A 17,917-nucleotide genomic window follows, 5' to 3' on the forward strand; every position below is an offset into this window, starting at 1 on the left:
CGGCAACTACAGTCTCTCTCTTGAGCCACCAACTCCTGTAGTTGCCTGGTATAAAAATATATTAGTTGAACTTAGTAATATTGTAAAAACGATCATTTTAATAAATAGCATTAATTTATTCGATTAATGGATGTAAATTTAAAAACAAAAAAACAATTGAGTTTTTTAATGATCAAAACCCCAGATTTGTCATCTTATTTAAATATCGATTCGATAAATTAATAGCATTACCAATGAGGAGAGAGCATTGGTAATGCGACTTAACAAAAATAATGAATGTATAAGAACAATTTGAAAATATAAAAATAATATCAACAGATACAAAAAAGCCGAGTCATATGACTCGGCTTCATTTTATCTAAATTTTGATTTAGATATCAGAAAGGTCAACACCGATACGTGTAGCAACTTCTTCATAAGCTTCAACCACACCACCTAAACCTTGGCGGAAACGGTCTTTATCTAATTTTTTCTTGGTATCTTTGTCCCATAGACGGCAACCATCTGGAGAGAATTCATCACCAAGAACGATACGATCATGGAACACACCAAATTCAAGTTTAAAATCAACTAAAAGCATGTTGCCTTGAGCAAAAAGATCTTTTAACACCACGTTTACTTGGTGAGTTAACTCTTTCATACGCTCAAGTTGTTCAGCAGTAGCCCAACCTAAAGCAATGGCTTGAGATTCATTCACCATTGGGTCGCCCAAAGCGTCATCTTTGAAAAATAATTCAAATGTAGGTGGTGTAAGTTCTAAACCTTCTTCAACACCCAAACGACGGCAAAGCGAACCAGCTGCATAGTTACGGATTACACATTCAACTGGAATCATGTTTAACTTTTTAACCAAAACTTCGTTTGGTGTTAAAAGTTTTTCGAAATGAGTTTCGATACCTGCAGCTGCAAGTTTTTCCATGATAAAGGCGTTAAAACGGTTGTTCACCTTACCTTTGCGATCTAGCTGTTCGATTTTTTCGCCATTAAATGCTGAGGCATCATCACGAAAGACTAAAATCAGGTGGTCTGCACTATCGGTTTCATAAACGGATTTAGCTTTACCAGTATAGAGCAAGGTTTGTTTTAACATGGTGGAACCTTTTTCAGAAAAAATATGCCTAGAACGACTAGGCTGGCCAGTTTTGATAAATCTGGGTTAACAGGCTCGCAGCTTTTTGTTTGTCTGCAAACGCGTTAGTTGGGGTAAACACGGCCAAGGTATGACTCGAACCTACAGATGTCAGTTTAAGCACTAAACTTTCACCATCCACTTGAATTGTCGCGGAATGGGGATTCTTAGGTTGATTGACAAAGTTGTAGTTGAGGCTACTGAGGGTGGCGATTGTGTATTGCCAAATTGTAGCAGAATTTCCGTCAATTTTGATCAACGGATTGCCATTTCCATCAGTTAAAAGTTGTGGACGACCGACAGCAGTTGATTGTTCACTCTCAACAGGATTAGAAATGGTTGGTGCCACATTAGGACGAGGTAGCTCAAAACGATTACCTCGCTTATTAATCATTTGTGGCGCATTGTCTATTGCAAGCTGTTCAACAACAGGCGCTGGATAAAGCGGTGTTGCTGGTCTAACCATTGAACCTTCAGGGAATTTAAGCGGGGCTTGTGCAGTAGATTTTTTATAATCGAGTGAACCATTATCGATACCAATCGTACTACAACCGACCATGCTGAGGGCTGAAAGGGCAAGGGGTAAACCAAAACGTAGTTGCATAGTTGTTAAACTCTTCTTTAAATAATGCTCGCAGCTTTTAATGCATCACGCAGTGAAGCTCGATATTGTTCTGCTAATGGAGTAAGTGGTAAACGGATACCTGTACCAATTAATCCCATTTCATGAAGTGCCCATTTCACAGGAATTGGGTTTGATTCACAAAATAGAATTTCGTGTAAATTTGCAACTTGATCATTAATTGCTTTTGCTTGAGCTACATCACCCACTAAACCAGCGGCACACACTTGGCTCATTTGCTTTGGAGCGACGTTAGCGGTCACAGAAATATTACCTTTCGCACCATGCTCAATCAGTTGATATGCTGTTGCGTCATCACCTGAATAGACCACCATATCTTTGCCTTCAAGTGCTTTTAAAAGCTCAGCACCGCGAGGAACATCACCTGTTGCATCTTTAATCCCTACGATTTGAGGAATATCAGCAAGACGAATTACAGTTTCATTGCTCATATCAACGCCAGTACGGCCAGGTACGTTATAAAGAATTTGCGGTAAATCAACAGCTTCAGCAATTGCTTTGTAATGCTGATACAAGCCTTCTTGAGTCGGTTTGTTATAATATGGCGTTACTAAAAGTGCAGCATCTGCACCAAGCTCTTTAGCTTCTTTGGTAAGCTCAATCGCTTCATGCGTTGAGTTTGCGCCTGTGCCGGCAATAATTGGAATGCGTTTATTGGCTACACGAATGATTTCTTTGATCACTTGAGTGTGTTCAGCCATGCTTAAGGTCGAAGCTTCACCTGTTGTTCCCACGGCAACGATACTGTTTGTACCTTGTTCAATGTGCCATTCAACAAGCTTCTCGAGACCCTTCCAATCAACAGTTCCATCTTCAAACATTGGAGTGACGATTGCGACGATTGAGCCTTGAATTACCTGAGCTTGCTGAGTAGTCATTTTAAAACACGATCCTATTTTTCCATCCAGTGAAGGTTGAGAAGCGAAGTTTGGATGGGTATGTATTTTGATTTATATCACGATCCAATATGCCTGCATACTGGGTAATGCGTATGCAAATTATGAACTAAGCTACCAATAAGAACAATATGAATTCACTTCAGTCAAAAAAAAGTTTAGTTAAAACAAGTAACTTTTTTTAAAAAAAGCAATTTTAAGACCTTATGGTTAGGCATTTAAATTACAGTGAAGATAGATGTTCGTCTATGAAAGTATTGCGGATAAAAATGAAAATTCGAACTAAAATCTGACCAATTTACCCTGAATTAATAGCTTATATCACTTACATCAGATTTAAGATGTATGTATATACAGGTGAATAGACTAATAATTTTTAAATTATGTGATTATTATAATTTATAAAACGTCTTATTTTTTTTACTTAAAGGTTAAACTATTCTAATACTTATAGATTTTATAATAGATTTTTCTTGGTTTTTTCCTAAATAAAAAAAATAATTAATCGTTTTGAAGACTAGAATTTATTTTGGTTGGCAAGAGGTATGAAATTTAATCTTATTTTGATTACATTTTATTACACCATTTGATAACTCTCACTTTCATTGACTTACATAGATAATCGGGCATCGGACTCAAATGCTGATGAGTGAGGGAAGTTCAATGCAAGAATCAGTAAGTAACAAACATGCAATTTTGACGGTAGGTATCTGCTTCCTCATTGCAGTAATTGAAGGCTTAGATATTCAGGCTGCAGGTATTGCAGCTGCGGGTATTCGTGAACATTTTGGTTTAGATAGTTCACAATTAGGTGTGTTTTTTAGTGCTGGTATTTTAGGTCTGTTACCTGGGGCACTGGTAGGTGGGCGTATTGCGGACCGTATTGGTCGTAAAACAGTTTTAATTTGGTCTGTTGCTGTTTTCGCTGTATTCACTTTATGTACGGTATGGGTAAATAGTTTTAACAGTTTATTGGCTGTACGTTTCCTTGCAGGTGCAGGACTAGGTGCAGCAATGCCAATTCTCATCACTTTGGCTTCTGAAGCTGTAACCCCACAAAATCGTGGTCGTGCTGTAGGGCTAATGTATTGCGGTATGCCTGTCGGTGCTGCGATCTTATCTTTAATTGCAAGTACAGATTTCGGTGCTAACTGGAAAAATATTTTCTATCTTGGTGGTTTATTACCATTAATTGTTATTCCAGTAATGATGAAGTTCTTACCTGAATCTAAAGAATTCTTGAAAACGCAAAATAGAACTGAAGCTGAAATTGCAGAAGCTCCACAAGGTTCGTTTAAAGATTTGTTTAATTCACAGAATCTTCTTCGTACGATGTTCATCTGGTGTAGCTATTTCTTCACGCTCATGGTGGTTTACATCATGCTCAGCTGGTTACCTTCTCTATTCCAAGAATTAGGTTTCTCAAGAAAAGAAGGTGCGACAGCGCAATTCTACTTCATGGTAAGTGCTACTGTAGGTACTGTGATTTTAGGTGTATTAACTGACCGCTGGAAAAAAGCTTATGTGATCTTGTTAATGTACGGTGGTATTTTGGCTGGCCTTCTTGCGTTGAATGCAGCAAGCTCACTCACACAAATGTATTTGGCTTCAGCATTGGTTGGTGCTTTCGTGATTGGCTGTCAAGGTGTGCTTTACGCATTTGGTGGTATTGTGTACCCAACAGAAGTACGTGGTACAGGTGTTGGTGTTGCATCAGCAGTAGGTCGTATCGGTGCTATGCTTGGGCCAGCAATTGCAGGATCATTATTAACGGCTGGATTTGGTGCAGCAGGCGTAATCTCTGCAGCAATCCCTTGTATTATTATTTCTGCAATCTTCATGTTAATGTTGGTACGTCGTATCCAGAATTAAGACAAAAACATAGATTAAAGCCTGCTTGATGCAGGCTTTTTTTATAGAATTTTGATATCAAATTTTCAACTCAAGCAATTGTAGTTCTCTTGATCCTATGCAATAGTCCCTAACAATTTTAAAAATATTGGGAGCTGAAAAGGATGTTCCAACCACAACAAAGTGCACTTATCGTTGTTGATGTTCAGAATGGATTTACCCCTGGGGGAAATTTGGCGGTAGCAAATTCAGATCAAATTATTCCAACCATTAATTCACTTGCTCGGCATTTTGACAATGTTGTCCTTACCCAAGATTGGCATCCTCAAGACCATATTTCATTTTTTGAAAATCATCCTGGAAAGTCTGCTTATGAGACGATTGAATTAGCTTATGGCCGCCAGGTGTTATGGCCTTCACATTGTGTGCAGGGTACACATGATGCAGATTTTCATCCAGACTTGAATATATCCAAAGCGCAGTTGGTCATTCGTAAAGGTTTTCATCCACATATTGATAGTTATTCTGCCTTTTTAGAAGCTGATCATCGAACATCGACTGGCTTAGCAGGTTATCTGCGTGAGCGTGGAATTCGTGACATCTTCATTGTCGGGATCGCCACTGATTTTTGTGTGGCTTGGACGGCAATTGATGCTGCAAAATTAGGTTTTAACAGTTATGTCGTGTCAGATGCGACTAAAGGCATCGATTTAAATGGTTCGTTGCAACATGCATGGCAAGAAATGCTTGCACAAGGTGTGAAACGAATTTACGCCAAAGAACTGATGACTCTCAGACACTCAGCGCAGACCATTTAAAGGCATGGCTCAAGATCATACGTCGTTAATCCAACAAGTGAACTTCTAAATGAAAGCTAGCAATCAATTCGTGCAGAAAACCTTTGCGCTGTGGGTACTCCTATTTGCAGGAATTGCCATGTATATGCCAGAAGCTTTTATTTGGCTTAAGTCTTATATCACTTGGATGCTCGGGATTATCATGTTTGGCATGGGAATGACCCTGTCGTGGGAAGATTTTAAAAGTGTTTTCAGCCAGCCTAAGGCGGTTGCCGTTGGCGTGAGTGCTCAATTTATAGTGATGCCATTATTGGCATGGGGATTGTGCATAGCATTTCGATTACCCGCTGAAATTGCCGTTGGCGTACTCCTTGTTGGATGTTGTCCCGGAGGTACAGCATCTAACGTCATTGCTTATATGGCAAAGGCAAATGTGGCTTTGTCCGTCGCGTGTACCTCAGTTTCAACGATGTTAGCACCTTTGCTGACACCATTGATTTTTTATCTCTTAGCGAGTCAGTGGATCGATATAGATGCGGTAGCAATGCTTGTATCGGTAATGCAAGTGATTTTGTTCCCTATCATTTTAGGGGTGATCGTGAGCGGCCTATTTAAGCAAAAAATAGATCGATATATCGCAATGATGCCTATGGTTTCAGTCATCGCGATTGTATTGATTGTGGCTGCGATTATTGCTGGAAGCAAAATGCAAATTTTACAGTCAGGGTTACTGATCCTTGCTGTTGTAATTTTACATAATGGATTAGGATATTTTATAGGTTATTGGGCTGCAAAATTATTGCAGCTTAATCAAGCAGATGCTAAAGCAGTTTCGATAGAAGTAGGGATGCAAAATTCTGGCTTAGGCGTTGCTTTAGCTGCGGTTCATTTTGCGGCAACACCCATTACAGCACTTCCAAGTGCGATTTTTAGTTTATGGCACAATATTTCGGGACCCATCTTGGCGAGTTATTGGGCGACGCGTGACAAAGCTCACCTTAAAAAACATGAATATGACGATGATGTGATTAAGTAGCTGATTTTATTTCATTAACTGATCTAGAAATTCTTTTTCAGTCATGATGTGAATACCATGTTGCTTTAAAAGCGCTGCTGTAACACCGTCCGCATTTATTTTTGACCCCGAAAAAGAGCCATCATAAATCTGACCAAAACCACATGATGGACTTTTAGCTTTCAAAATCGCATGAGTAATCCCATGTTTTTTCGCAAAAGCTAAGGTCTGTTTGGCACCTAAAATAAATGCTTCGGTAACATCTTTTCCCGAAAGATCAAATACTTTTGCATGGCCACTCAAAACATCGGAGCCTGTTCCTTTTTGAATTTCAGCAGGGGCTCTGGGAGTGCTAAGTCCTCCAGAAATTTCAGGGCAGATTACGACGGCCTGATCGGTATCAATGAGCATTTTAATTTTTTGTTGAAGGCAATGTTGACCATCGTAGCGAACTGGATGTCCGACTAAACATGCACTGATAAGATATTTCATTTGATAAAAAAAAGACCGATAATTTTCATTATCGATCTTTTTAAGTGTAGATCAAATTGAATTATTCAACCGTAACTGACTTTGCTAAGTTACGCGGCTGATCTACATCGGTACCACGTAGTACAGCGACATGATAAGACAAAAGCTGCACAGGAATACTGTATACGATTGGTGATAATAGTGCTGAAACGCTCGGAACTTGAACGACGTGTTGGCGCTCTTTCTCCTTAATGCCACTATTTTCATCTGCAAATACAAACAGCTCACCACCACGTGCTTGAACCTCTTCCATATTTGATTTGAGCTTATCAAGCATGTCATCCTGAGGAGCAAGAATGACAACAGGCATATCATTATCAACTAAGGCCAATGGGCCGTGTTTCAACTCACCAGCTGCATAACCTTCAGCATGAATATATGAAATTTCTTTCAGTTTAAGCGCTCCTTCAAGCGCGATTGGGAATTGTGTTCCACGACCTAAAAATAGGCAATGTTGTTTTTCAACAAACAATTCAGATAGGCGTAAAATTTCTTTATCACATTGTAATGTGTCAAGAATCACTTTAGGTGTATGCCACAATCCAGTAATGATTTCTGTTACTTGGTCATTAGAAATCGTTTGTTTAACTTGACCGAACTTAAGCACGAGAAGCATCAAGGCAGCAAGTTGTGTGGTGAATGCTTTGGTCGACGCAACCCCAATTTCTGGACCTGCTAATGTCAATAAGCTGTAATCTGTTTCACGCACCATGGAAGATGTTGCAACGTTACAGATCGTCATCGTGGTGATATTAATATTTTTCGCTTTGGCACGTTTTTGTGTATCACGAAGAGCTGCCAATGTGTCGGCAGTTTCACCTGATTGAGAAATACACACATAGAGTGTATTGTTCACGATGACTGGAGTGCGATAGCGGAACTCACTTGCAATTTCAACTTGGCAAGGTACATCAATCAGTTGTTCAAACCAATATTTTGCGATCATGCCTGCATGGTAACTGGTACCGCAAGCGATAATTTGAACTTGCTGAATCTGAGAAAAATCTTCTACAGCATTTGCAAGAAAATCATCACGTAAGTGATCGGCATTTAAGGCTTGAGAGATAGTTTGCTTGATCGCTTCAGGTTGCTCATAAATTTCTTTCAGCATGTAATGCTTATATTCACCTTTTGAAGCATTACTCACTGTCGCATCAAGTTCTTTGACAGGGCGTTCAACGCGCTCACCTTGTACATAGACTTCAATCGTATCACGTGTTAAACGCGCAATATCACCTTCTTCAAGGTATATAAAACGATTGGTAATCGGTAATAGGGCCAATTGATCAGAACTGATAAAGTTCTCACCAATTCCCACACCGATCACGAGCGGTGAACCTTCACGAACAGTGATCAATTCATTTGGGTAATCTGTATGTACGATACCGAGTGCAAATGCACCTTTGAGTTGAGGCACAACTTGTTCAACGGCTTTAAGCAGGTTAGGAGCAGACTTCAGTGCATCGTGAACTAAGTGTGCAACAACTTCAGTATCTGTTTGGGATGTAAACACATATCCTAATGCTTCAAGATCATCTTTAAGCTCTTGGTAATTTTCAATAATACCGTTATGTACCACAGCGACTTGACCAGATATATGCGGATGTGCATTATTTTCTGTAGGTTTGCCATGAGTAGCCCAACGTGTATGTGCGATACCAAGCGCGCCAGTGATTGCTGCTTCTGAAACCGCTTCTTCAAGGTTGATAACTTTACCGACACGACGTTCACGTAAAACTTGACCTGCATTGATTAAAGCTAATCCCGCTGAGTCATAACCACGGTATTCAAGACGCTTTAAGCCTTCAATTAGAATATTCGTTATGCTTCGTTCTGCTACACCGCCGACGATACCACACATATTGTAATCCCCTTAATTCTTAATCTTTTGTGGACGTGGATAATTGTCTTTCACAAATTGTTTAGAGCGTTCTACCGCTAAACTATGATCATCCACATCACGAGTAATCGTCGATCCAGCACCAACTGTTGCACCATTACCAATTTTAACCGGCGCGACTAAAGAGCTGTTTGAGCCTATAAAGGCTTGGTCACCAATGATCGTTTTAAACTTGTTGACACCATCATAATTACATGTGATCGTACCCGCGCCGATATTTGAACCCTCACCCACTTCAGCATCACCTAAGTACGTAAAATGATTGGCTTTAGAGCCTAAACCAATGGTGGTGTTTTTCACTTCAACAAAGTTGCCAATGTGTACTTCATTTGCCAATTTAGCACCAGGGCGCAAACGTGCGAATGGTCCAATTTGAGTCTGCTCACCCACAATGGCTGAATCAAATACGCTATACGGTTGAACTTTCGTGCCTGCAGCAATTTTGGAGTTTTTAATTACACATCCTGCACCGATTTCGACATTGTCACCAAGTTCACATTCGCCCTCGATAATGACATTGATATCGATACGTACATCTTGACCAACCTTGAGTGAACCTCGGAGATCGAAACGACTCGGGTCGATCAAATGTACACCTTGCTGCATCAGTAATTTCGCTTGGTAGGTTTGGTATTCTCTTTCCAATGCTGCCAATTGCACACGATCATTTACACCTTCAACTTCGAAAGCTAAAGCAGGTTCAACTGAAGCAATTTCGAGTCCATCGTTAATAGCCATTGCTACGATATCTGTTAAATAGTATTCGCCTTGCGCATTATTATTATTCAGACGTGGCAACCACTCGTGCAATTTGGCATTGCTTACTGCATAAATGCCAGTATTAATTTCTTGAATTAAACGTTGCGCTTCAGAAGCATCTTTATGTTCAACAATGGCTTGGATTTTACCATTTTCTCTCACGATACGACCGTAACCTGAAGCATCGTCTAGTGTAAGTGTGACTAAGCCAATACCTTTAGATTGTGTTGCTTCAAGTAATTTTTGTAATGTATCGGCTGTAATACAAGGCACATCGCCGGATAAAATTAAAGAAATACCATCTTTGGGTAATACAGGTAAGGTCATTTGAACAGCGTGACCTGTACCAAGTTGTTCAGCTTGTTCAACCCAGTCAATATTTTCTGTCGAAAATGCTTGTTTAACTAGAGCGCCGCCGTGACCGAAAATAGTAATAATATTTTCAGCTTGTATTTTTTTTGCGGTTTCAATGACATGCCCTAAGAGTGGACGTCCTGCTAAAGGTTGTAATACTTTTGGTAGTTTTGAACGCATTCGCGTCCCTTTACCTGCAGCAAGAATAACAACTGTGGTTGACATACAACATCCTTTCTTTGGAGCTTGGCTTAAGCCATATCAATATAGAGATAAATTATAATACAAAGTGCTGCCCACAGACCTGCGATCAGATCATCAAGCATAATGCCGAAACCACCGTCGACTTGACGATCAATGATGCGAATAGGCCAAGGTTTCCAAACATCAAAGAGACGGAAAAGTGCAAAACCAATAAAAAGCCATACCCAATTCATCAGGCCTAGATAGATTAAAGGGAGAAACGTGATCGATTGACCCGCAAATTCATCCCACACAATTCGTCCGTCATCATGGACGCGCATTATATCAGCAGCTCTTCCACAAATATATATCCCAATCAATGACATAACGATTATGGCAATCGTGCTATACAAAAAACCTATTGCCATGAAAGCAGGGATAAACAACAAGGCAAAAGCTGAACCAAAAGTACCAGGTGCTTTTGGTGCTAAACCAGAACCGAATCCAACGCCACAAAAAACAATGAAACGTTCAGACCAAGTCATCGTTTTAAAATTAATTGGTTGTTTTTGCAAAGTGCTGATATCCCTGTAATTCTAGTTCTTGTCGTTGTTGATGATGATAAAAATCTAATTGCTGTGTCTCTTTTACGACACCAATCACCGTGATCGGTGTATCGCAGTGTCGAGCTTTTAATTCATCCAAGGCAGGTAAAGGAATGGTAAAACACAATTCATAATCATCACCACCTGCTAAAGCCAATTTCCATTTTTGCTGATTGGACAATGCTTGTAAGGCAGGACTAAGTGGAAGTTGATCTAAGTGTAGGTCGGCACCAACATGAGATGCTTTGAGAATATGTCCTAAATCTTGTGCTAAACCATCGGATACGTCAATCATACTATGCGCCAATCCTTTAAGCGCTTGACCGAGTTCACAACGTGGAGTGGGATAATCGAGACGTTTTTTTAAAGCATGATCGGGATATTTTAATCCGAATGCAGCATCACCGACAGTGCCGGATACACAGATTAAATCACCTGCTTGAGCACCAGAACGTGGCACGGCTTTTCCAATATCCACCCAGCCTAGAGCGGTAACTGATAATGTGAGATGTGGGCTTTGCGTTGTGTCGCCGCCAATTAAACTTACTCCAAATTGATCGCAACAATCATACAAACCCTGACTAAACCCTTTTAGCCAGTGATGATCAATTTGGGGTAGGCTCAATGCCAAGAGAATGCTTTGAGGTTTTGCACCCATGGCTGCAATGTCTGAAAGATTCACAGCTACAGATTTCCATCCAATCGCATGGGGATCTGTATCGATGGGGAAATGTCGACCAGCAACGAGGGTATCGGCACAAATGACCAATTGTTGCTGTGGAGGCGGGGTGAGCAGGGCTGAGTCATCACCGACACCTAGATCGACTGAAGAATAACTCGGTCGATTGAAATAGGTGTCAATAATAGAAAACTCAGCCATTTCAACAACAACTTATTTTGCTTGTTGCTTTTCTGCTTCACGTAGGCTTTGTGCCAAACGGTCTAATACACCATTGATGTATTTGTGACTATCTGCACCGCCGAAGTGTTTAGCCAATTCAATTGCTTCATCGAGAACGACGCGATATGGAATTTCAAGATGCTCTTTCAATTCATACGCGCCAAGACGCAAAGTAGCTAATTCAACGCCGTCCAGTGCCGAGATCTCACGATCTAGTACTGGAATTAATAACGCATCCAATGCTTCATGATTTGCAATCACTTGTGTGAGCAACTCGTGATAATAGCTGAGATCCACTTTATGCATGGCATTTTCAGCACGTGTACGTGCTTCAATTTCATGCACAGGGTTGTGGCTCATTTGCCATTCATAAATCCCTTGTACAGCAAAACGACGTGCTTTGCGTTTAGCTGCATAAGTAGCTTGGAGTGTCTGCGACATGCTTTAGATCGCCTTTAGCAAGTTAACCATTTCAATTGCAGTCAAGGCAGCTTCACCACCTTTATTACCTGCTTTTGTACCTGAACGCTCGATGGCTTGTTCAATGCTGTCTGTAGTCAATACGCCATTGATTACAGGTAAACCAGCTTCTAAACCAACAACACCAAGGCCTTTTGCACATTCACCAGCAACAAAGTCAAAGTGAGGAGTGCTACCGCGAATAACTGCACCAAGTGCAATTACCGCATCAAACTTACCAGAATTTGCGAGTTTTTTCGCCACAACCGGAAGTTCCCAAGCGCCTGGCGCGTGAACGACAGTGATATTATCGTCTTTAACACCATGTCGATGCAATGTATCAATTGCACCTTCTAATAAATGTTCAACAACAAAGCTGTTAAAACGACCAACTAGAATCGCGTAACGATCTTCGCTCGCGAGATGTAATAAACCTTCAATACGGCGAATCGCCATAGCAACCTCGATATTTAATAAGAGTTATGAATGAGAGCTCTGATCAGCTGTGATGTATTCGACCACTTCTAAATTAAAGCCAGACAATGCATTGAAGCGTAAAGGTGAGCTCAGGAGCTTCATTTTCTGTACGCCTAAATCACGTAAAATTTGTGCACCCACACCAATGGTTTGGTATTGCTGCGATAAGGCAGCATTTGACTTGGCTGGTTTTGGCGCAGTTAATGCTTCTAATGCTGGACCTAAATCAGACGGCTGACGTTGTCCAATCCATACCAAGACACCACGATCGCTTTGAGCAATTTCTTTTAAAGCACGATCTAAATTCCAAGCTGCTTCACCATCTTGCTTATTAAGCTTTAATAAGTCTCGCGCCGGATTGAAGCCATGAACGCGAACAGTCGTCACACCCTCTTCAGGTTGACCTTTAACCAATGCCAAATGAATATCAGGATTCCCGACTTCACGATAACGGTAAAGATCAAAAGTACCATACTCGGTATCGAGTTTTTGTTGATCCAAACGCTCTACCGTTTGTTCATTGGTCATACGGTAGTGAATAAGATCAGCAATTGTACCAATTTTTAGACCGTGTTTTTCAGCAAAAATTTCAAGGTCAGCACGACGGGCCATAGTCCCGTCTTCATTGATAATTTCACAAATCACAGAAGCTGGTTCAAGACCTGCAAGACGAGCTAAATCACAACCTGCTTCGGTATGACCTGCACGATGGAGCACACCACCTGGTTGTGCCATGAGTGGAAAAATATGGCCTGGCTGAACGATATCTGCTGGTTTTGCATGTGCCGCAACTGCTGTTTGAATCGTGTGCGCACGTTCTGCTGGAGAAATACCTGTAGAAATGCCATTTGCAGCTTCAATAGAAAGCGTGAAGTTTGTCCCGTGTTGAGCGCCATTCGCATCAACCATCAACGGTAAATTTAATTGTTTGCAGCGTTCACGGCTTAAGGTTAAACAAACTAAGCCACGAGCATGCGTGATCATGAAATTAATGTCTTCAGGTCGTACGTGCGTTGCAGCAATAACGAGGTCGCCTTCATTTTCACGATCTTCATCATCCATCAGGATGACCATTTTTCCTGCACGGATATCTGCTACAAGTTCTTCTACAGTATTGAGCGACATCAACCTTCACCTTTTTGTTATGTCATTCTGACATTTGAATAAATTTGTTGCGCCATAGTCTAACGCTTTTTTAGTCAGTTTGCCTATGCTTATGACTGTACCATTCAATACAGTCCAACATACACCTTCATAGCACATTGAAAAGAGAGATAAAATTACCAAAAGAGCACTTTTGTATACAAACTAGACGCTTAGTCTAACTTTTCACGACTGTGAGCTTTTAAAAAGAAAAACCAGATTTAACTTAGCATCAAATCTGGTTTACTTATTAAAATTTAATCTAATTAAGAGCTGATTGTACGATCCGTCGAGGAGCTTTGGGCTTTGCCTTTCAAAATCTCAGTACGGATATTTTGTGCGAGTTCGGCACAGGCTTCGTTCATACCATTAATCATGAAAGCGTGACGAGTTAACACACTGGTCGGATTCGGCATCGGAACCAATTGATAGCATTCACCAATATGCTTTAACTGATCGTGGGTCAAATATAGCGCCATTTCTTTCGCAATCAGGTGATGTGTGAGTCTTTCCGCCGCTTGTACTGAATCGAGTTGCATTGCCTCCACTGGTGCGGTTACAGCACAACGTGTTTGCAATACGAACCGTTTATCTTCACGGTAACGTTTATAGAGTACTTCTGACAATAATTGAAACACCGAACCAATCATTAAGATGCAAGCAATCGAGTTATTCTTGAGTGAAGAAATACTGATGACAGCGCCTTGTTGATCAAAACTACGATTCACAACGATATCATCAACATTCAAATGATAATGCGCTGTACACAGTTCGATGCTCTTATTTAAGAAAATTTGACATAAATTAAAATAAGGTAAAGAGACAGATTTGTTGACCGTATTAATTAATTGTTTCGGATCATAAAATTGGATATTCAGGGATAAAGCATCCTGATCTAACTGCAGAGTCGGTACTTTTGGCGTAATTGCAGCTTGTTCTTTATTTTGCTCTGGCGTATGAGGTTGTTTAGGCTGACTCTTTTCCAGTTCTAATGCTTCAGTGAGCAGCTTGATCTCATGACGTAAACGGGACTCATTATTTAATCTCGCAAGATATTCGCTACGCGTAGGGCGAGCAATGGCACGATAAGCCAACCATAATAAGCCATGAATAAAGAGTGAAGAGAGGATTGCCAGCCATTGTGTTCTTAATATTTCACCGATACTTGGTTTAACCAATGTGATTTCCACACTGCCAATTTTCTTTTCATTTTGTAGCGCATCTCGAACGAAGATTTCACCCTGACGCGTCTTAGACAAGCCTGCAGTTGCGAGAACTTGATCTCCTGTGCCAAGAATACGTATATATGCAACACTTGGATTCGTTGCATAGCGGTTGGCTAATAATGCAAGAGATACAGTATTGGCAGGTTCAAGTTCAGTTAAGCTATCTGCGACCAGTTGAGTCGTCATTAGCAAACCTTGGCTTGCACGGTTTTCATTTAATTGATGTGTCGTTGCAATAACCAATAAAAAGGTATGCAAGGCAAAACTTACAATCAGCAGGCTAGCAAATAGCCCTTGTCTAGGCGCATTCAACGTAAACTTCCAAAGAAAATTAATTCAATTTCGATTATGATTCTTACAATATTCGTAGCTCAGACCCGAGTCAATTCATGCGAGAAATCATTCTTATTTCATTTTTAGGACCTGACCAACCGAATCAGTTTACTCGATTGATGCAGGTGTTGTCCGTACATTCTTTGCAAATTTTAGATGTAGGACAAGCAGTTATCCATAACCAATTGACTCTCGGCATCGTGGTTGCTTCCGAAGACCAGACAGCAACGGCTTTGGCCATGAAAGATATTCTGATTTTAGCACACGATATTGGTCTTACTGTGCGCTTTAAACCGATCGATTCAGAAGATTATGAGCAATGGGTGAAAGAGGGTGGACGTACACGATATATCGTGACGGCATTGGCACCTGAACTTACTGCAGCACATTTGCAAGCAGTGACTAATATTGTTTCGAGTCAAGGCTTTAATATTGAAACAGTCACCCGTTTGTCTGGACGCCCAACGTTAAATCATTTTGAAAATGAACCAAAACGTGCTTGTGTGCAATTTGGTTTGAGCGGTCAGATGTTAGATGCTGCAGCGATGCGAGCGGCATGTTTAAGTTTATCAAATGAATTAAGTGTCGATGTTGCAGTACAAGAAGACACGCCGTACCGTCGTAATCGTCGTTTAGTTTGCTTTGATATGGATTCAACCCTGATCGAACAAGAAGTAATTGATGAGCTGGCAATTGAAGCAGGTGTCGGTGAACAAGTCGCAGAAATTACTGAGCGTGCTATGCAAGGTGAACTGGACTTTCAGAGCAGTTTCCGTGCGCGTGTGGCACTACTGAAAGGTATGGATGCTTCTGTATTGCCTAAAATTGCAGAACGTTTAACGATTACTGAAGGTGCAGAACGTCTTATTTCAACCCTGAAATCTTTGGGTTATCGTACGGCTATTTTATCTGGTGGCTTCCAATACTTCGCTGAATATTTACAAGAAAAACTTGGGATTGATGAAGTTCATGCCAATATCTTGGATGTTCAAGATGGGCAGGTCACTGGCGAAGTTAAAGGGCATATTGTGGATGGCGCTCGTAAAGCATTTTTATTAGGCCAAATTGCGGATGAAATGGGCATTTCACTTGAGCAAACGATTGCAGTAGGTGATGGTGCAAATGATTTGCCAATGCTCTCTATAGCGGGCTTGGGCGTTGCATTCCGTGCTAAACCATTGGTGCGTCAAAATGCAAATCAAGCCATCTCAAGTGTTGGATTGGATGGTGTTCTGTACCTGTTAGGTGTACATGATAAAGATTTAAGTCGAGCTTAAAATCAAAAAAAGCTTATTAAAAAGGCGACCAAATGGTCGCTTTTTTTTATCTAAGTGAATCATTCTTAGACAAATTTTAATCAGCTAAGTTCAGACGAAAAAACAGATGGTCATCATCGAAAAAAAGATGTTTTTGACAAAAAATTACGAGGTATTTTTTTGTAATGACACGCCAAGTTTGACTGATTCTGACTCTATGAAAAATGTCTAATCTTAAAAAATGTAATGACAAAAGAATGTTGCGACAATATGTGTCGCTTACAAAAGCATCAGGTCTTTTTTTCTGAAAAAAACTCACCATAATGCTTTCATAAACGCCAACAAGACCATTGAAGAAAGTGAAGCGTTATTTAATTTGTTGTGAAACACCATTAGGCAGTATTTGAAACATCTAAATTTTGACGGAGATTTTTATGGTCACTTTAACTTTTGCAACGATACTCGGATTTGCTCTGATCGCTGTAGCATTGGCGGCCGTATTCTTTTCACCTTATCGTCATTGGCTAGGGTTTATGTTGGCGGGTATGGTCTTCTGGGGTTTACTTGAAGGTATTCGTTATAGTGTCCAACACGTCTTTGACATGTCTTTGGCATATAGTTATTTAACAGCGATTAGCTTAGCCATGGTGGCTTTAACGGCTTTCTTACTTCGCGAAGATAGTCGTGCGCAAAAGGCTTTAGAAAATCGTCGTTATATTGAACATACTCCTGTATATGAGGACGATTAAATCCTACTCATGACAAATGATATGTAGACCAAAACTGCGTGGTAACAATTTTATATTTAAAGGTGTATCAAAATGATATACCTTTTTTTTGCCTATACGTTTTGTTAAACAAAGCTGCATTTCCTTACTTATAAGATATGCTAGGATGAATCAATTATTTTTGATATTAAAAAAACGGACTTAAATTGTCATGAAACTATCTTCAATACCTGTTGTGAAATTACCTATCGTTGATGCAAGCACAGATCCACTAGACCTTTTGGTGTTAGGTTTGGCGTTGCGTATGAAACAATTGTCACGTACGAGTCCAAAATTTATTGAGTTAATTCATGATCGTCAGTTCCGTATTCAAATAGGTACAGACCTCGGTGTTGCACGTCAGATTTTAGTCAACAATGGTCAGATTGATTCTGTTTCAGGTGATGCAGAGAAAGCAGATTTCGTACTTCAGTTTGCTGATAGCGAGCAAGGTGTTAAAACCCTGTTGAAAGGTGATCCAACTGCATTCATGACGGGTATGCAAAATGGCAGTATTAAAATGGAAGGTGATTTCAGCTTATTGGTATGGTTTAACCAAGTCGCTAAATTAATTCCACCAAAAATTCCTAAACCTGTAAAAGAAAAAATACAATTTGCTCGTCAATTTATTAAAGAAAAGACAGGTAAGTAATACAGCACCTAAATACGGACTTTTCTCGTTTTGATTCTAG

18 protein-coding genes are annotated in these 17,917 nt (G+C 40.2%); 6 read left to right on the top strand and 12 right to left on the bottom strand.

Translation table 11 applies throughout. The features are described from left to right. Positions 1-370: 370 nt before the first annotated feature. From purC to dapA, 3 genes are read right to left on the bottom strand one after another with little or no spacing between them, the layout of a single operon-like run. Positions 371-1,090 (bottom strand): phosphoribosylaminoimidazolesuccinocarboxamide synthase, encoded by a 720-nt coding sequence (purC, locus tag AC1M9M_RS04160; RefSeq protein ID WP_092766585.1) that lies wholly within the window; start codon positions 1,088-1,090, stop codon positions 371-373. Between the two features lie 37 nt (positions 1,091-1,127). After that, a complete protein-coding gene (locus tag AC1M9M_RS04165; RefSeq protein ID WP_481595694.1) occupies positions 1,128-1,733 on the bottom strand; it encodes a lipoprotein-34 precursor (NlpB) in 606 nt (201 codons plus the stop codon). Between the two features lie 17 nt (positions 1,734-1,750). After that, the gene (gene dapA / locus AC1M9M_RS04170; protein ID WP_481595695.1) at positions 1,751-2,650 is read right to left on the bottom strand and encodes a 4-hydroxy-tetrahydrodipicolinate synthase; all 900 of its coding nucleotides are present in this window, start codon (positions 2,648-2,650) and stop codon (positions 1,751-1,753) included. Between the two features lie 681 nt (positions 2,651-3,331). On the opposite strand from dapA, the gene mhpT reads away from it, so the two are divergent. The 3 genes from mhpT (at position 3,332) to AC1M9M_RS04185 (ending at position 6,352) form a co-directional block, all read left to right on the top strand. Further along, the gene (gene mhpT, locus AC1M9M_RS04175) at positions 3,332-4,540 is read left to right on the top strand and encodes a 3-(3-hydroxy-phenyl)propionate transporter MhpT (protein ID WP_035264856.1); all 1,209 of its coding nucleotides are present in this window, start codon (positions 3,332-3,334) and stop codon (positions 4,538-4,540) included. Between the two features lie 143 nt (positions 4,541-4,683). Continuing rightward, positions 4,684-5,337 carry a bifunctional nicotinamidase/pyrazinamidase gene (pncA, locus tag AC1M9M_RS04180; RefSeq protein WP_481595696.1) on the top strand — a complete coding sequence of 218 codons (654 nt, stop codon included), beginning with the start codon at positions 4,684-4,686 and terminating at the stop codon, positions 5,335-5,337. A 49-nt stretch (positions 5,338-5,386) separates the two neighbouring features. Continuing rightward, complete coding sequence (locus AC1M9M_RS04185; RefSeq protein ID WP_481595697.1) at positions 5,387-6,352, top strand: bile acid:sodium symporter family protein; 966 nt, start codon at positions 5,387-5,389, stop codon at positions 6,350-6,352. Between the two features lie 6 nt (positions 6,353-6,358). On the opposite strand, the gene AC1M9M_RS04190 is transcribed toward AC1M9M_RS04185, so the two are convergent. The 9 genes from AC1M9M_RS04190 to AC1M9M_RS04230 form a co-directional block, all read right to left on the bottom strand. Beyond that, entirely contained in the window at positions 6,359-6,823 is a 465-nt protein-coding gene (locus AC1M9M_RS04190) for a 2-thiouracil desulfurase family protein (protein ID WP_481588764.1), read from the bottom strand. A gap of 61 nt (positions 6,824-6,884) precedes the next feature. Then, complete coding sequence (gene glmS / locus AC1M9M_RS04195) at positions 6,885-8,723, bottom strand: glutamine--fructose-6-phosphate transaminase (isomerizing) (protein ID WP_481595698.1); 1,839 nt, start codon at positions 8,721-8,723, stop codon at positions 6,885-6,887. Positions 8,724-8,735: 12 nt separating this feature from the next. Beyond that, positions 8,736-10,100 (bottom strand): bifunctional UDP-N-acetylglucosamine diphosphorylase/glucosamine-1-phosphate N-acetyltransferase GlmU, encoded by a 1,365-nt coding sequence (gene glmU, locus AC1M9M_RS04200; RefSeq protein ID WP_481595699.1) that lies wholly within the window; start codon positions 10,098-10,100, stop codon positions 8,736-8,738. A 26-nt stretch (positions 10,101-10,126) separates the two neighbouring features. After that, positions 10,127-10,603, bottom strand: a complete 477-nt coding sequence (locus AC1M9M_RS04205; RefSeq protein WP_481595787.1) for a phosphatidylglycerophosphatase A family protein — start codon at positions 10,601-10,603, stop codon at positions 10,127-10,129. Between the two features lie 10 nt (positions 10,604-10,613). Then, the gene (gene thiL, locus AC1M9M_RS04210) at positions 10,614-11,543 is read right to left on the bottom strand and encodes a thiamine-phosphate kinase (RefSeq protein WP_481595700.1); all 930 of its coding nucleotides are present in this window, start codon (positions 11,541-11,543) and stop codon (positions 10,614-10,616) included. Positions 11,544-11,555: 12 nt separating this feature from the next. Then, positions 11,556-12,005, bottom strand: coding sequence for a transcription antitermination factor NusB (gene nusB, locus AC1M9M_RS04215; protein ID WP_035264834.1), 450 nt, complete (start codon positions 12,003-12,005; stop codon positions 11,556-11,558). A 3-nt stretch (positions 12,006-12,008) separates the two neighbouring features. Continuing rightward, positions 12,009-12,479: a 6,7-dimethyl-8-ribityllumazine synthase gene (gene ribH / locus AC1M9M_RS04220; RefSeq protein ID WP_035264832.1), complete on the bottom strand. Its 471-nt coding sequence runs from the start codon at positions 12,477-12,479 to the stop codon at positions 12,009-12,011. Positions 12,480-12,503: 24 nt separating this feature from the next. Next, positions 12,504-13,625, bottom strand: a complete 1,122-nt coding sequence (gene ribBA / locus AC1M9M_RS04225; protein ID WP_035264829.1) for a bifunctional 3,4-dihydroxy-2-butanone-4-phosphate synthase/GTP cyclohydrolase II — start codon at positions 13,623-13,625, stop codon at positions 12,504-12,506. A 284-nt stretch (positions 13,626-13,909) separates the two neighbouring features. Then, a complete protein-coding gene (locus AC1M9M_RS04230; RefSeq protein WP_092766563.1) occupies positions 13,910-15,181 on the bottom strand; it encodes a hypothetical protein in 1,272 nt (423 codons plus the stop codon). Positions 15,182-15,258: 77 nt separating this feature from the next. On the opposite strand from AC1M9M_RS04230, the gene serB reads away from it, so the two are divergent. From serB to AC1M9M_RS04245, 3 genes are all read left to right on the top strand, one after another. Further along, entirely contained in the window at positions 15,259-16,479 is a 1,221-nt protein-coding gene (gene serB, locus AC1M9M_RS04235; RefSeq protein ID WP_481595701.1) for a phosphoserine phosphatase SerB, read from the top strand. A gap of 413 nt (positions 16,480-16,892) precedes the next feature. Continuing rightward, positions 16,893-17,207: a ciprofloxacin tolerance protein AciT gene (gene aciT / locus AC1M9M_RS04240; protein WP_035264816.1), complete on the top strand. Its 315-nt coding sequence runs from the start codon at positions 16,893-16,895 to the stop codon at positions 17,205-17,207. A 190-nt stretch (positions 17,208-17,397) separates the two neighbouring features. Further along, entirely contained in the window at positions 17,398-17,877 is a 480-nt protein-coding gene (locus tag AC1M9M_RS04245; protein ID WP_481592791.1) for an SCP-2 sterol transfer family protein, read from the top strand. The last annotated feature ends 40 nt before the right edge of the window (positions 17,878-17,917 follow it).

It is taken from the genome of Acinetobacter sp. ANC_7503, from assembly GCF_056780035.1.

Excerpts from the sequence above, each read along its gene's own strand:
- glmS (WP_481595698.1), bottom strand. The coding sequence starts at position 8,723 with ATGTGTGGTATCGTCGGCGGTGTAGCAGAACGAAGCATAACGAATATT.
- AC1M9M_RS04245 (WP_481592791.1), top strand. The coding sequence starts at position 17,398 with ATGAAACTATCTTCAATACCTGTTGTGAAATTACCTATCGTTGATGCA.
- AC1M9M_RS04205 (WP_481595787.1), bottom strand. The coding sequence starts at position 10,603 with ATGACTTGGTCTGAACGTTTCATTGTTTTTTGTGGCGTTGGATTCGGT.
- AC1M9M_RS04165 (WP_481595694.1), bottom strand. The coding sequence starts at position 1,733 with ATGCAACTACGTTTTGGTTTACCCCTTGCCCTTTCAGCCCTCAGCATG.
- mhpT (WP_035264856.1), top strand. The coding sequence starts at position 3,332 with ATGCAAGAATCAGTAAGTAACAAACATGCAATTTTGACGGTAGGTATC.
- nusB (WP_035264834.1), bottom strand. The coding sequence starts at position 12,005 with ATGTCGCAGACACTCCAAGCTACTTATGCAGCTAAACGCAAAGCACGT.
- ribBA (WP_035264829.1), bottom strand. The coding sequence starts at position 13,625 with ATGTCGCTCAATACTGTAGAAGAACTTGTAGCAGATATCCGTGCAGGA.
- pncA (WP_481595696.1), top strand. The coding sequence starts at position 4,684 with ATGTTCCAACCACAACAAAGTGCACTTATCGTTGTTGATGTTCAGAAT.
- serB (WP_481595701.1), top strand. The coding sequence starts at position 15,259 with ATGCGAGAAATCATTCTTATTTCATTTTTAGGACCTGACCAACCGAAT.
- purC (WP_092766585.1), bottom strand. The coding sequence starts at position 1,090 with ATGTTAAAACAAACCTTGCTCTATACTGGTAAAGCTAAATCCGTTTAT.
- ribH (WP_035264832.1), bottom strand. The coding sequence starts at position 12,479 with ATGGCGATTCGCCGTATTGAAGGTTTATTACATCTCGCGAGCGAAGAT.
- glmU (WP_481595699.1), bottom strand. The coding sequence starts at position 10,100 with ATGTCAACCACAGTTGTTATTCTTGCTGCAGGTAAAGGGACGCGAATG.
- AC1M9M_RS04185 (WP_481595697.1), top strand. The coding sequence starts at position 5,387 with ATGAAAGCTAGCAATCAATTCGTGCAGAAAACCTTTGCGCTGTGGGTA.
- AC1M9M_RS04190 (WP_481588764.1), bottom strand. The coding sequence starts at position 6,823 with ATGAAATATCTTATCAGTGCATGTTTAGTCGGACATCCAGTTCGCTAC.
- thiL (WP_481595700.1), bottom strand. The coding sequence starts at position 11,543 with ATGGCTGAGTTTTCTATTATTGACACCTATTTCAATCGACCGAGTTAT.
- aciT (WP_035264816.1), top strand. The coding sequence starts at position 16,893 with ATGGTCACTTTAACTTTTGCAACGATACTCGGATTTGCTCTGATCGCT.
- dapA (WP_481595695.1), bottom strand. The coding sequence starts at position 2,650 with ATGACTACTCAGCAAGCTCAGGTAATTCAAGGCTCAATCGTCGCAATC.